This is a genomic window from Pseudomonas sp. P5_152, from assembly GCF_033989915.1.
Classification (GTDB): domain Bacteria; phylum Pseudomonadota; class Gammaproteobacteria; order Pseudomonadales; family Pseudomonadaceae; genus Aquipseudomonas.
Genome location: NZ_JASFAH010000002.1, coordinates 967,700 through 981,354 on the forward strand (window position 1 = coordinate 967,700; position 13,655 = coordinate 981,354).

General features: G+C 60.9%; 11 protein-coding genes. All 11 read left to right on the forward strand.

Annotated elements, in window-relative coordinates:
• The first annotated feature begins 48 nt into the window (after positions 1-48).
• Positions 49-1,218: a cupin domain-containing protein gene (locus QMK50_RS04195; protein WP_320332605.1), complete on the forward strand. Its 1,170-nt coding sequence runs from the start codon at positions 49-51 to the stop codon at positions 1,216-1,218.
• Complete coding sequence (locus QMK50_RS04200) at positions 1,211-1,636, forward strand: GNAT family N-acetyltransferase (RefSeq protein WP_095165229.1); 426 nt, start codon at positions 1,211-1,213, stop codon at positions 1,634-1,636. Before QMK50_RS04195 ends, QMK50_RS04200 begins: the two co-directional genes overlap by 8 nt.
• 229 nt (positions 1,637-1,865) lie before the next feature.
• Complete coding sequence (locus QMK50_RS04205) at positions 1,866-2,603, forward strand: secretin N-terminal domain-containing protein (RefSeq protein WP_159996940.1); 738 nt, start codon at positions 1,866-1,868, stop codon at positions 2,601-2,603.
• 496 nt (positions 2,604-3,099) lie between these two features.
• A complete protein-coding gene (gene aceA / locus QMK50_RS04210; protein WP_008032724.1) occupies positions 3,100-4,425 on the forward strand; it encodes an isocitrate lyase in 1,326 nt (441 codons plus the stop codon).
• 556 nt (positions 4,426-4,981) lie between these two features.
• Positions 4,982-5,395 (forward strand): NADH-quinone oxidoreductase subunit A, encoded by a 414-nt coding sequence (locus tag QMK50_RS04215; RefSeq protein ID WP_007905050.1) that lies wholly within the window; start codon positions 4,982-4,984, stop codon positions 5,393-5,395.
• A 10-nt stretch (positions 5,396-5,405) separates the two neighbouring features.
• Positions 5,406-6,080 carry a NuoB/complex I 20 kDa subunit family protein gene (locus QMK50_RS04220; protein ID WP_093421209.1) on the forward strand — a complete coding sequence of 225 codons (675 nt, stop codon included), beginning with the start codon at positions 5,406-5,408 and terminating at the stop codon, positions 6,078-6,080.
• A gap of 72 nt (positions 6,081-6,152) precedes the next feature.
• Positions 6,153-7,937 (forward strand): NADH-quinone oxidoreductase subunit C/D, encoded by a 1,785-nt coding sequence (gene nuoC / locus QMK50_RS04225; RefSeq protein WP_095165240.1) that lies wholly within the window; start codon positions 6,153-6,155, stop codon positions 7,935-7,937.
• Positions 7,938-7,939: 2 nt separating this feature from the next.
• Positions 7,940-8,437, forward strand: a complete 498-nt coding sequence (gene nuoE, locus QMK50_RS04230; protein WP_008020715.1) for an NADH-quinone oxidoreductase subunit NuoE — start codon at positions 7,940-7,942, stop codon at positions 8,435-8,437.
• Positions 8,434-9,789, forward strand: a complete 1,356-nt coding sequence (nuoF, locus tag QMK50_RS04235) for an NADH-quinone oxidoreductase subunit NuoF (RefSeq protein ID WP_159996942.1) — start codon at positions 8,434-8,436, stop codon at positions 9,787-9,789. The genes nuoE and nuoF overlap by 4 nt, the downstream gene beginning before the upstream one ends.
• A gap of 136 nt (positions 9,790-9,925) precedes the next feature.
• Positions 9,926-12,640, forward strand: coding sequence for an NADH-quinone oxidoreductase subunit NuoG (nuoG, locus tag QMK50_RS04240; protein ID WP_095165242.1), 2,715 nt, complete (start codon positions 9,926-9,928; stop codon positions 12,638-12,640).
• Positions 12,637-13,644, forward strand: coding sequence for an NADH-quinone oxidoreductase subunit NuoH (gene nuoH / locus QMK50_RS04245; RefSeq protein WP_095165243.1), 1,008 nt, complete (start codon positions 12,637-12,639; stop codon positions 13,642-13,644). Before nuoG ends, nuoH begins: the two co-directional genes overlap by 4 nt.
• Positions 13,645-13,655: the final 11 nt, after the last annotated feature.

Below are 13,655 nucleotides of genomic sequence, written 5' to 3' on the forward strand. Positions count from 1 at the left end.
GGCGTTTTTATTCCCGCCTGAAAAGTGCTTTTTTTCAATAGGTTACACATGAATCCTGATATTCCTCTGCAACTTCTGGGCGGCATCACTGCACGCGAGTTCCTGCGCGACTACTGGCAGAAAAAACCGCTGCTGATCCGCCAGGCAATCCCTGACTTCGAAAGCCCGATCGACGCCGACGAACTGGCCGGCCTGGCCCTGGAAGAAGAAGTCGAATCACGCCTGGTCATCGAGCACGGCGAGCGCCCTTGGGAATTGCGTCGCGGCCCGTTCGCCGAAGACGAATTCAGCAAGCTGCCGGAGCGTGACTGGACCCTGCTGGTGCAGGCTGTCGACCAGTTCGTGCCGGAAGTCAGCGAACTGCTGGAAAACTTCCGCTTCCTGCCGAGCTGGCGCATCGACGACGTGATGATCAGCTTCGCCGCCCCAGGTGGCAGTGTTGGCCCGCACTTCGACAATTACGATGTGTTCCTGCTGCAAGGCCATGGCCAGCGCAACTGGAAAATCGGCCAGATGTGCGACTCCGAGAGCCCGCTGCTGCAACACGCCGACCTGCGCATCCTGGCCGACTTCGAAGCCACCGACGAGTGGGTCCTGGAGCCGGGCGACATGCTTTACCTGCCGCCACGCCTGGCCCACTGCGGCGTCGCCGTGGATGACTGCCTGACCTACTCGGTAGGTTTCCGCGCACCGAGCGCCGCTGAAGTGCTGACCCACTTCACTGACTTCCTCAGCCAGTTCCTGCCGGACGAAGAACGCTACACCGACGCCGACGCACAACCGGCTGCCGACCCGCACCAGATCCAGCACGACGCACTCGACCGCTTGAAAGGCCTGCTGGCCGAGCACATGAGCGACGAGCGCCTGCTGCTGACCTGGTTCGGCCAGTTCATGACCGAGCCGCGCTACCCTGAGTTGGTTGCAGGACCGGAAGACGTGACCGAGGACGACTTCCTTGGCGCCCTGGAACAAGGCGCGGTGCTGATTCGCAACCCGAGCGCGCGCCTGGCCTGGTCCGAAGTCGACGACGACCTGCTGCTGTTTGCCAGCGGCCAGAGCCGTTACCTGCCGGGCAAACTGCGCGAACTGCTGAAAATGATTTGCGCCGCCGACGCGCTGCATGTCGACAACCTCGGCCAATGGCTGAGCGACGAAGACGGCCGCGGCCTGCTGTGCGAACTGGTCAAGCAAGGTAGCCTGGGGTTTGCCGATGAATAAGATTCGCGTACGTGTCGCAGACTGGCAAAAGGATAACGCCGAGATCCGGCGCATTCGTGAAGCGGTATTCATCGCCGAGCAATCGGTTCCACCCGAGCTGGAATGGGATGCCGACGACGCAAGCGCCGTGCACTTCCTTGCATTTGAAGGCGACTTTCCAATTGGTACTGCCCGCCTGCTGTCCGACGGCCACATCGGCCGGGTCTCGGTACTCAAGGACTGGCGCGGCCTGAAAGTCGGCGACGCCTTGATGCAAGCGGTGATCGGCGAAGCCGAGGAGCGCGGGCTCAAGCAGCAGATGCTCAGCGCCCAGGTGCAGGCCACAGCGTTCTATGAGCGCCTGGGTTTCAAGATTGTCAGTGAAGAGTTCCTCGAAGCCGGGATTCCTCATGTCGACATGGTGCGTGACTCGGCTTGAAACCGGGTTGCGGCCATCGCGGGCAAGCCCGCTCCCACAGGGCTTGCCCATGACCTTGTGGGAGCGGGCCGGGCGGCGCTCCGCTTGCCCGCGATAGCACTATCAGAACCACCCAGAACGCCCCGCCATCCAACGATGCCGGGGCGTTTTGCTGTCTACGATTCAACTTGCTCCACCGCAGGCCGACAAACTGGCACTATCAAGACACTTGAATGCGGAGATAACGGATATGTCCCTACGCGCCCTGCTCACCACCCTGCTGCTCGGCTGCAGCTTTGCGGCCATGGCGGCGACCGAAGTGGTGCCGCTCAACCACCGCACCAGCGCCGACCTGCTCCCCGTGGCGCAGAATTTCATCGGCAAGGACGGCACCGTCAGCGCCTATGGCAATCAACTGATTGTCAACGCAGATCCCGCCAGGATCGACGAACTTAAGGCCCTGCTCAGCCAGCTCGACACCGCGCCAAAACGCCTGCTGATCACCGTCGACACCAACCAGAACAACCAGCAGGACAGCAGCGACCAGCAGACGCAGATAATCAGCTACAGCACCGCCAGTCGCGAAGGCGGCATCCAGCAGATCCAGGCCAGCGAAGGCGTGCCGGCACTGATCCAGACCGGCCAGAGCGTCCCGCTCACCAGCACCGGGACCGACACTTACGGCCGCCTGCAAAGCCAGACCGAATACCGCAATGTCACCCAGGGTTTTTACGTGACCGCCAGCGTCACCGGCGAAACCGTGCACCTGGCCATCAGCACCAACCGTGACCGCATGAGCCAGGAACGTCCCGATGTAGTGAATGTGCAAAGCACCGACACAAGTGTCAGCGGCCGCCTGGGCCAATGGATCACCCTGGCCGGGATCAACCGCCAGACCCAGGCCGATAAACAGGGCATGACCCGTACCTATGGGACCCAGGGCCGGGATGACCTGAGCTTGCGGGTGAAAGTCGATACCTTGGACTAACTCACCGAAAACTGACTGATTAGTCGTATTAGACCAAAGATGTAGTGCTTGAAAAAAAGCACTACAAAACGTTTGACGAGGCAAAAAAGCAAAGGCATGATGGCCTCGCTCCCGCTAATCAGAGGCCCTGGCAAGGGCCTTCGAAGCGTTGCTTGCAACCACCCTGCGAGCCGTTTCGTGTCTGTACCGCCCACAAGGTGTGTTTGACGAGGTTGCCGACTGGAACGAAGTTGTCCCGAGGGACGGAAGCGTAAATAGGTAACCCGGCACACCACTGATGTTCGCACCAGGCCCACGACGCCCGAATGCGCCCGACAGCTCGCCCTTACCTGCTCAGCCTCCATCCTCGAGCCCATCGTTCATCCCGTCGCCACCCCCGCCAAACCCGCCTTGACCGGCCAAGCTTCTGGTCAGCGAGCAGCCTGTTACGCCTTTTGACACGCGTACCCGGCAAACGGAATTTTCCACCAAGACCTATGCGACGAGGTTTATCTCCATGGCACTGACACGCGAACAGCAAATTGCAGCCCTCGAAAAAGACTGGGCTGAAAACCCACGCTGGAAAGGCGTGACACGCGCTTACTCCGCTGCTGACGTCGTCCGCCTGCGCGGCTCGGTTCAACCTGAGCACACCTTTGCAAAACTGGGCGCCGAGAAGCTGTGGAACCTGGTGACCCAGGGCGCCAAGCCGTCCTTCCGCCCTGAGAAAGATTTCGTCAACTGCATGGGCGCCCTGACCGGCGGCCAGGCTGTACAACAAGTCAAAGCCGGTATCCAGGCGATCTACCTGTCTGGCTGGCAAGTGGCCGCGGACAACAACTCCGCCGAATCGATGTACCCAGACCAGTCGCTGTACCCGGTTGACTCGGTACCGACCGTGGTCAAGCGCATCAACAACTCGTTCCGTCGTGCTGACCAGATCCAGTGGAAAGCCGGCAAAGGCCCGGGCGACGAAGGCTACATCGACTACTTCGCACCCATCGTGGCTGACGCTGAAGCCGGTTTCGGCGGTGTCCTGAACGCCTACGAGCTGATGAAGAGCATGATCGAGGCAGGCGCTGCCGGCGTTCACTTCGAAGACCAACTGGCTTCCGTGAAAAAATGCGGGCACATGGGCGGCAAGGTACTGGTTCCTACCCAGGAAGCAGTACAGAAGCTGACCGCTGCTCGTCTGGCAGCTGACGTCGCCGGTACTCCGACCATCATCCTGGCCCGTACCGACGCTAACGCCGCTGACCTGCTGACTTCCGACTGCGACCCGTACGACCAGCCATTCGTGACTGGCGAACGCACCCAGGAAGGCTTCTACAAAGTGCGCGCCGGCCTGGACCAGGCCATCGCTCGCGGCCTGGCTTACGCTCCGTACGCCGACCTGATCTGGTGCGAAACCGCCAAGCCGGACCTGGACGAAGCTCGTCGCTTCGCTGAAGCGATCAAGAAGGAATACCCGGACCAACTGCTGTCGTACAACTGCTCGCCTTCCTTCAACTGGAAGAAGAACCTGGACGACGCGACCATCGCCAAGTTCCAGCGCGAACTGTCCGCCATGGGCTACAAGCACCAGTTCATCACCCTGGCTGGCATTCACAACATGTGGCACAGCATGTTCAACCTGGCGCACGACTACGCCCGCAACGACATGACTGCCTACGTGAAGCTGCAAGAGCAGGAATTCGCTGACGCTGCCAAAGGCTACACCTTCGTGGCGCACCAGCAGGAAGTGGGCACTGGCTACTTCGACGACATGACCACCGTGATCCAGGGCGGCTCGTCCTCGGTGACCGCACTGACCGGCTCCACCGAAGAAGAGCAGTTCCACTGATCGACTTCGCCTTGAGCACACGGCCATCGCAGACCTGGTAGAAAGCTAACTGCAATGCCGAAAATCTGACGCCCCGACTGGTTCGGGGCGTTTTTTTTGCGTGGGATCCCACGAACACCGTGCGCGCCCCTCCCACAGGACGCATGAAGCAAAACATTGATCCAGAGCGGTGTCGGTAATGGTCAAAACGGTTAAAACCTGCCCCCGGGCAACTTGCTGTAGCAGGCAAGTAACCTTAACTTTGCGCTTACCCGGCCGTGGAATAGTTTAAAAACCGCTACAAATAATATTGATTATCATTCAGCTCGAACTATATTCATTGCAACAGCCACAAAACATAATTAACAAAACCCCGGCTAATGCCCGTACCGCACGGGCTGCAGGGCCTCGCAGGTGCGCTATGTCCTTATTCCTATAAATAATTTCGCTATAGGAATTTTACTTGCACGGTGTTTAGCCATAAAATCACCGCGATTGATTGCGCTGCGACATATCGTCACTGCTTTATTTCTTTATCAAGCTCAGAGACCCTTGCTCTCTGTTAAGGATTACCAGCATGCCCGAAGCGACAGGACTCATGGCCCACAACTGGGGCTTTGCCATTTTCCTTCTGGGTGTCGGCGGCCTTTGTGCCTTCATGCTCGGCGTCTCCAGCCTCCTCGGGTCAAAAGCCTGGGGCCGCAGCAAAAACGAACCGTTCGAGTCCGGCATGCTACCTACAGGTGGCGCCCGCTTGCGGCTCTCAGCCAAATTCTATCTGGTCGCGATGTTGTTCGTGATCTTCGATATCGAAGCCCTCTTTCTCTTTGCATGGTCTGTGTCCGTCCGCGAAAGCGGCTGGACCGGATTCGTCGAAGCTCTCGTTTTCATAGCAATTCTGTTGGCAGGTCTTGTCTACCTATTTCGAGTGGGCGCCCTTGACTGGGCTCCGGAAGCTCGTCGTAAGCGGCAGGCGAAGCTGAAACAATGAGGCTTTGGCAATGCAATACAATCTCACCAGGATCGACCCGGATGCTCCTAACGAGCAGTACCCGATCGGCGAGCGGGAAACCGTTTCCGATCCGTTAGAAGATCAAGTCCACAAAAACATCTACATGGGCAAGCTCGAAGACGTGCTGAACGGCGCGGTCAACTGGGGACGTAAGAACTCCCTGTGGCCGTACAACTTCGGCCTTTCGTGCTGCTACGTGGAAATGACCACTGCCTTCACGGCGCCCCACGACATCGCGCGCTTTGGCGCCGAGGTTATCCGGGCATCGCCGCGCCAGGCGGATTTCATGGTTATCGCCGGTACCTGCTTCATCAAGATGGCGCCGATCATTCAGCGTCTCTACGAGCAAATGCTCGAGCCGAAGTGGGTAATCTCCATGGGCTCGTGCGCCAACTCCGGTGGCATGTACGACATCTACTCCGTGGTTCAGGGAGTGGACAAGTTCCTGCCCGTGGACGTCTACGTGCCTGGCTGCCCGCCCCGCCCTGAAGCTTTCCTGCAAGGCCTGATGCTGCTGCAGGAGTCGATTGGCCAAGAGCGTCGCCCGCTTTCCTGGGTCGTCGGCGATCAAGGCGTGTACCGCGCCGAGATGCCTTCGCAAAAGGAACAGCGCCGCGAACAGCGAATCGCAGTCACCAACCTGCGCAGCCCCGACGAAGTCTGATCCAGATCTGTTCCTGCAAAGAAACCGAAAACTGGCTTCATTCTTTACGTTGACCGAAAGCGATAAATAACCATGACTACAGGCAGTGCTCTGTACATCCCGCCTTACAAGGCAGACGACCAGGATGTGGTCGTCGAACTGAACAACCGCTTTGGCCCTGAGGCATTCACTGCCCAGCCTACCCGCACCGGCATGCCGGTGCTTTGGGTTGCCCGTGCCAAACTCGTCGAAGTCCTGACCTTCCTGCGCAACCTGCCCAAGCCGTACGTCATGCTCTATGACCTGCATGGCGTGGACGAGCGTCTGCGCACCAAGCGTCAAGGGCTGCCTGGCGGCGTCGACTTCACCGTGTTCTACCACCTGATGTCGATCGAACGTAATAGTGACGTAATGATCAAGGTCGCTTTGTCCGAGAGCGACCTCAGCGTGCCGTCCGTCACCAGCATCTGGCCTAACGCCAACTGGTACGAACGTGAAGTCTGGGACATGTACGGCATCGACTTCAAAGGTCACCCGCACCTGTCGCGCATCATGATGCCGCCGACCTGGGAAGGTCACCCGCTGCGCAAGGACTTCCCGGCCCGTGCCACCGAGTTCGACCCGTTCAGCCTGACCCTGGCCAAGCAACAGCTTGAGGAAGAAGCCGCGCGCTTCAAGCCTGAAGACTGGGGCATGAAACGTTCCGGGGCGAATGAGGACTACATGTTCCTCAACCTGGGTCCCAACCACCCTTCGGCTCACGGTGCGTTCCGCATCATCCTGCAGCTGGACGGCGAAGAGATCGTCGACTGCGTACCGGACATCGGCTACCACCACCGTGGTGCCGAGAAAATGGCCGAGCGTCAGTCCTGGCACAGCTTCATCCCGTACACCGACCGTATCGACTACCTCGGCGGCGTGATGAACAACCTGCCGTACGTGCTCTCGGTCGAGAAGCTGGCCGGCATCAAGGTGCCCGAGAAGGTCGACGTCATCCGCATCATGATGGCCGAGTTCTTCCGGATCACCAGCCACCTGCTGTTCCTGGGTACCTACATCCAGGACGTCGGCGCCATGACCCCGGTGTTCTTTACCTTCACCGACCGCCAGAAGGCGTACACGGTGATCGAAGCCATTACCGGCTTTCGCCTGCACCCGGCCTGGTACCGCATCGGCGGTGTCGCCCACGACCTGCCACGCGGCTGGGAAAAACTGGTCAAGGACTTCGTTGAATGGCTGCCAAAGCGCCTCGACGAGTACACCAAGGCCGCCCTGCAGAACAGCATCCTCAAGGGTCGGACCATCGGCGTCGCTGCCTACAACACCAAAGAGGCCCTGGAATGGGGCGTCACCGGTGCCGGCCTGCGTTCCACCGGTTGCGATTTCGACCTGCGCAAGGCGCGCCCGTACTCGGGCTACGAGAACTTCGAGTTCGAAGTCCCGCTGGCAGCCAATGGCGATGCCTACGACCGCTGCATGGTGCGCGTCGAAGAAATGCGCCAGAGCATCAAGATCATCGACCAGTGCATGCGCAACATGCCGGAAGGCCCGTACAAGGCGGATCACCCGCTGACCACGCCGCCGCCTAAAGAGCGCACGCTGCAGCACATCGAGACCCTGATCACGCACTTCCTGCAAGTTTCGTGGGGCCCGGTGATGCCGGCCAACGAATCCTTCCAGATGATCGAAGCGACCAAGGGCATCAACAGTTACTACCTGACGAGCGACGGCGGCACCATGAGCTACCGCACCCGGATTCGTACTCCAAGCTTCCCGCACCTGCAGCAGATCCCTTCGGTGATCAAAGGCAGCATGGTCGCGGACTTGATTGCGTACCTGGGTAGTATCGACTTCGTTATGGCCGACGTGGACCGCTAAGCATGAACAGCACGCTTATCCAGACAGACCGTTTCACCCTGAGTGAAACCGAGCGCTCGGCCATCGAGCACGAGTTGCATCACTACGAAGACCCGCGCGCGGCGTCGATCGAAGCCCTGAAGATCGTCCAGAAGGAACGTGGCTGGGTGCCCGATGGCGCCCTGTACGCCATCGGCGAGATCCTCGGCATCCCGGCCAGCGACGTTGAAGGCGTGGCGACGTTCTACAGCCAGATCTTCCGCCAGCCAGTGGGCCGCCACATCATTCGCGTCTGCGACAGCATGGTCTGCTACATCGGCGGCCATGAGTCGGTGGTCAGTGAAATCCAGAGCAAACTGGGGATCGGCCTCGGCCAGACCACTGCCGACGGTCGTTTCACCCTGCTGCCTGTCTGCTGCCTCGGCAACTGCGACAAGGCGCCGGCGTTGATGATCGACGACGACACTTTCGGTGACGTACAGCCTGCTGGCGTTGCCAAACTGTTGGAGGGCTACGTATGACCCTGACTTCCTTCGGCCCGGCCAACCGCATCAAACGCTCGGCAGAGACCCATCCGCTGACCTGGCGCCTGCGTGACGACGGCGAGGCCGTATGGCTCGACGAGTACCAGGCCAAGAACGGTTACGCCGCGGCACGCAAGGCCTTCGCTGACATGGCCCAGGACGACATCGTCCAGACCGTGAAAGACGCCGGCCTCAAGGGTCGCGGTGGCGCGGGCTTCCCCACGGGTGTGAAGTGGGGCCTGATGCCCAAAGACGAATCCATCAACATCCGCTACCTGCTGTGCAACGCGGATGAAATGGAGCCCAACACCTGGAAAGACCGCATGCTGATGGAGCAACTGCCCCATCTGCTGATCGAAGGCATGCTGATCAGCGCCCGCGCGCTGAAAACCTACCGTGGCTACATCTTCCTGCGTGGCGAATACACCACCGCCGCCAAGCACCTCAACCGTGCCGTGGAAGAAGCCAAGGCCGCTGGCCTGCTGGGTAAAAACATCCTGGGTTCGGGTTTTGATTTCGAGCTGTTCGTCCACACCGGCGCCGGGCGTTACATCTGCGGTGAAGAAACCGCACTGATCAACTCCCTCGAAGGCCGTCGCGCCAACCCGCGCTCCAAGCCACCCTTCCCTGCCGCCGTAGGCGTGTGGGGCAAGCCGACCTGCGTGAACAACGTTGAAACCCTGTGCAACGTGCCGGCGATCATTGCCGACGGCGTGGACTGGTACAAATCGTTGTCCCGCGAAGGCAGCGAAGACATGGGCACCAAGCTCATGGGCTTCTCCGGCAAGGTCAAGAACCCGGGCCTGTGGGAGCTGCCATTCGGCGTTACCGGCCGCGAACTGTTCGAAGACTACGCTGGCGGCATGCGCGATGGCTTCAAGCTCAAGGCCTGGCAGCCAGGCGGCGCCGGTACCGGCTTCTTGCTGCCGGAACACCTGGACGCACAAATGTACGCCGGCGGCATCGCCAAGGTGGGCACCCGTATGGGTACCGGCCTGGCCATGGCGGTGGACGACAGCGTCAACATGGTGTCCCTGCTGCGCAACATGGAACAGTTCTTCGCCCGTGAGTCGTGCGGTTTCTGCACCCCTTGCCGCGATGGCTTGCCATGGAGCGTCAAGCTGCTGATGGCCATCGAGAAAGGCGAAGGCCAGCCCGGTGACATCGAGACCCTGCTGGGTCTGGTCGGCTTCCTCGGCCCAGGCAAGACCTTCTGTGCTCACGCACCGGGTGCCGTGGAGCCATTGGGCAGCGCTATCAAATACTTCCGTCCAGAGTTCGAAGCCGGCATCGCGCCTATCAGCGCCGCCGTCCCGCCCCTGGCAAGGCCGATCGTAATCGGCGCGTAACGCTTAACAAGGCGAAGGGTCCGTGCCCTTCGCCTTCTCGTGTGATGACGCCGCCCGCGGCTGTTTTGACTCACGCGAATGACAAGATTCCATTAGCCACGCCCGCTGACACCGGGCCAACGAAGAACTTTGAACCATGGCCACTATCCACGTAGACGGCAAAGCGCTCGAAGTCGACGGGGCAGACAACCTGTTACAGGCATGTCTGTCGCTAGGCCTCGATATTCCTTACTTCTGCTGGCACCCCGCCCTTGGCAGCGTTGGCGCTTGCCGCCAGTGCGCGGTCAAGCAGTACACCGACGAGAACGACACCCGCGGTCGTATCGTCATGTCCTGCATGACCCCTGCCACCGATGGCACCTGGATCTCCATCGACGATGAAGAGTCCAAGGCCTTTCGCGCCAGCGTTGTTGAATGGCTGATGACCAACCACCCTCACGACTGCCCGGTCTGTGAGGAAGGCGGTCACTGCCACCTGCAAGACATGACGGTAATGACCGGCCACAACGAGCGCCGTTACCGCTTCACCAAGCGTACCCACCAGAACCAGCAACTGGGCCCGTTCATTTCCCACGAGATGAACCGCTGCATCGCCTGCTACCGCTGCGTGCGCTTCTATAAAGACTACGCCGGCGGCACCGACCTGGGCGTGTTCGGCGCCCACGACAACGTGTACTTCGGTCGCGTTGAAGACGGCACCCTGGAAAGCGAGTTCTCCGGCAACCTCACCGAGGTCTGCCCGACCGGTGTGTTCACCGACAAGACTCACTCCGAGCGCTACAACCGCAAGTGGGACATGCAGTTCTCGCCGAGCATCTGCCATGGCTGCTCCAGCGGTTGCAACATCTCCCCAGGTGAGCGCTACGGCGAACTGCGGCGCATCGAGAACCGTTTCAACGGTTCGGTGAACCAGTACTTCCTGTGCGACCGTGGCCGTTTCGGTTATGGCTACGTCAACCGCGAAGACCGCCCGCGTCAGCCTCTGCTGGCCAATGGTGCCAAGCTGAGCCTCGACGAAGCGCTGGATAAAGCCGCCGACCTGCTGCGCGGTCGCAACATCGTCGGTATCGGTTCGCCGCGGGCCAGCCTCGAAAGCAACTACGCGTTGCGCGAGCTGGTCGGCGCCGAGCACTTCTACAGCGGTATCGAAGCCGCTGAGCTGGAGCGTATTCGCCTGGTCCTGCAAGTGCTGAACGACAGCCCGCTGCCAGTGCCGAACATGCGTGACATCGAAGACCACGACGCGATCTTCGTCCTCGGTGAAGACCTGACCCAGACCGCCGCCCGCATGGCGCTGTCCCTGCGTCAATCGGTCAAGGGCAAGGCTGAAGACATGGCCGACGCCATGCGCGTCCAGCCTTGGCTCGACGCCGCCGTGAAGAACATCGGCCAGCACGCGCTGAACCCGCTGTTTATCGCCAGCATCGCTGAGACCAAGCTCGACGACATCGCCGAAGAGTGCGTACACGCCGCGCCCGACGACCTGGCCCGCATCGGTTTTGCCGTGGCTCACGCCCTCGACGCCAGCGCTCCAGCCGTTGAAGGCCTGGACAGCGAAGCCCTCGAACTGGCCAAGCGCATCGCCGACGCCCTGCTCGCGGCCAAGCGTCCATTGATCATTGCCGGTACCTCGTTGGGTTCCAAGGCGCTGATCGAAGCTGCCGCGAACATCGCCAAGGCGCTGAAGCTGCGCGAGAAGAACGGCTCCATCAGCCTGATCGTGCCAGAGGCCAACAGCCTCGGCCTGGCCATGCTCGGTGGCGAATCGGTCGATGCAGCCCTGCAAGCAGTCATCGACGGCCAGGCCGACGCCATCGTCGTGCTGGAAAACGACCTGTACACCCGCACCACCAAGGCCAAGGTCGATGCAGCGCTGAGCGCCGCGAAAGTAGTGATCGTCGCTGACCATCAGAAGACCGCCACCAGTGATCGCGCGCACCTGGTCCTGCCAGCTGCCAGCTTCGCCGAAGGCGATGGCACCCTGGTCAGCCAGGAAGGTCGCGCCCAACGCTTCTTCCAGGTGTTCGATCCGAAGTACATGGACGCCAGCATCCTGGTCCACGAAGGCTGGCGCTGGCTGCACGCCCTGCGCGCCACCCTGCTGAACCAGCCAATCGACTGGACCCAGCTCGACCATGTGACCGCTGCCGTCGCTTCCAGCACGCCGCAACTGGCACGCATCGTCGATGCCGCCCCGTCCGCCGCGTTCCGCATCAAGGGCATGAAACTCGCCCGTGAGCCGCTGCGTTACTCCGGCCGGACCGCCATGCGCGCCGACATCAGCGTGCACGAGCCGCGCACCCCGCAAGACAACGACACCGCGTTCGCCTTCTCCATGGAAGGTTACTCGGGTTCGGTCGAGCCGCGTCAGCAAGTGCCATTCGCCTGGTCCCCGGGCTGGAACTCGCCGCAAGCCTGGAACAAGTTCCAGGACGAAGTCGGTGGTCACATCCGCGCTGGCGACCCAGGCACCCGCCTGATCGAAAGCACGGGTGATGCGCTGAACTGGTTCGCCAATGTGCCTCGCGCCTTCAACCCGGCCCAGGGTACCTGGCAGGTCGTGCCGTTCTTCCACCTGCTCGGCAGCGAAGAGAACTCTTCCAAGGCCGCCCCGGTACAAGAACGCATTCCCGCGGCCTACGTGGCGCTGGCCAAGTCCGAAGCCGATCGCCTGGGGGTCAACGATGGCGCCCTGCTGAGCCTGAACGTGGCCGGCCAGACCCTGCGTCTGCCACTGCGCATCAATGAGCAGCTGGGTGCTGGCCTGGTGGCCTTGCCTGCCGGCCTGGCTGGCATTCCACCAGCGATCGCAGGCTTTTCCGTTGACGGTCTGCAGGAGGCAGCGCAATGACCTGGTTCACCCCTGAAGTGATCGACACCATCATCGCGGTCGTCAAGGCCCTGGTGGTGATGCTGGCCGTGGTGGTTGCAGGTGCCCTGCTCAGCTTCGTCGAACGTCGCCTGCTGGGCTGGTGGCAGGACCGTTATGGTCCGAACCGCGTTGGCCCGTTCGGCATGTTCCAGATCGCCGCCGACATGCTCAAGATGTTCTTCAAGGAAGACTGGACCCCGCCGTTTGCCGACAAGGTGATTTTCACCCTGGCACCGGTCGTGGCCATGAGCGCCTTGCTGATCGCCTTCGCGATCATCCCGATCACCCCGACCTGGGGTGTGGCGGACCTGAACATCGGCCTGCTGTTCTTCTTCGCCATGGCCGGCCTTTCGGTCTACGCGGTGCTGTTCGCCGGCTGGTCGAGCAACAACAAGTTCGCCCTGCTGGGTGCCTTGCGTGCCTCGGCCCAGACCGTGTCCTACGAAGTGTTCATGGGCCTTGCGCTCATGGGCATCGTGGTTCAGGTCGGCTCGTTCAACATGCGTGACATCGTCGAGTACCAGGCGCAGAACCTGTGGTTCATCATTCCGCAGTTCTTCGGTTTCTGTACCTTCTTCGTTGCTGGCGTCGCCGTGACTCACCGTCACCCGTTCGACCAGCCGGAAGCAGAACAGGAACTGGCCGACGGTTACCACATCGAATATGCCGGCATGAAGTGGGGCATGTTCTTCGTCGGCGAGTACATCGGCATCATCCTGATTTCGGCGCTGCTGGTCACCCTGTTCTTCGGTGGCTGGCACGGTCCGTTCGGCATCCTGCCGCAACTGGCTTTCTTCTGGTTCGCATTGAAGACCGCGTTCTTCATCATGCTGTTCATCCTGCTGCGCGCTTCGATTCCGCGCCCGCGTTATGACCAAGTGATGGATTTCAGCTGGAAATTCTGCCTGCCGCTGACCCTGATCAATTTGCTGGTGACCGCTGCGGTTGTGTTGTTGAACACGCCTGCGGGCGCGGTTCAGTGAGGATTTGACCC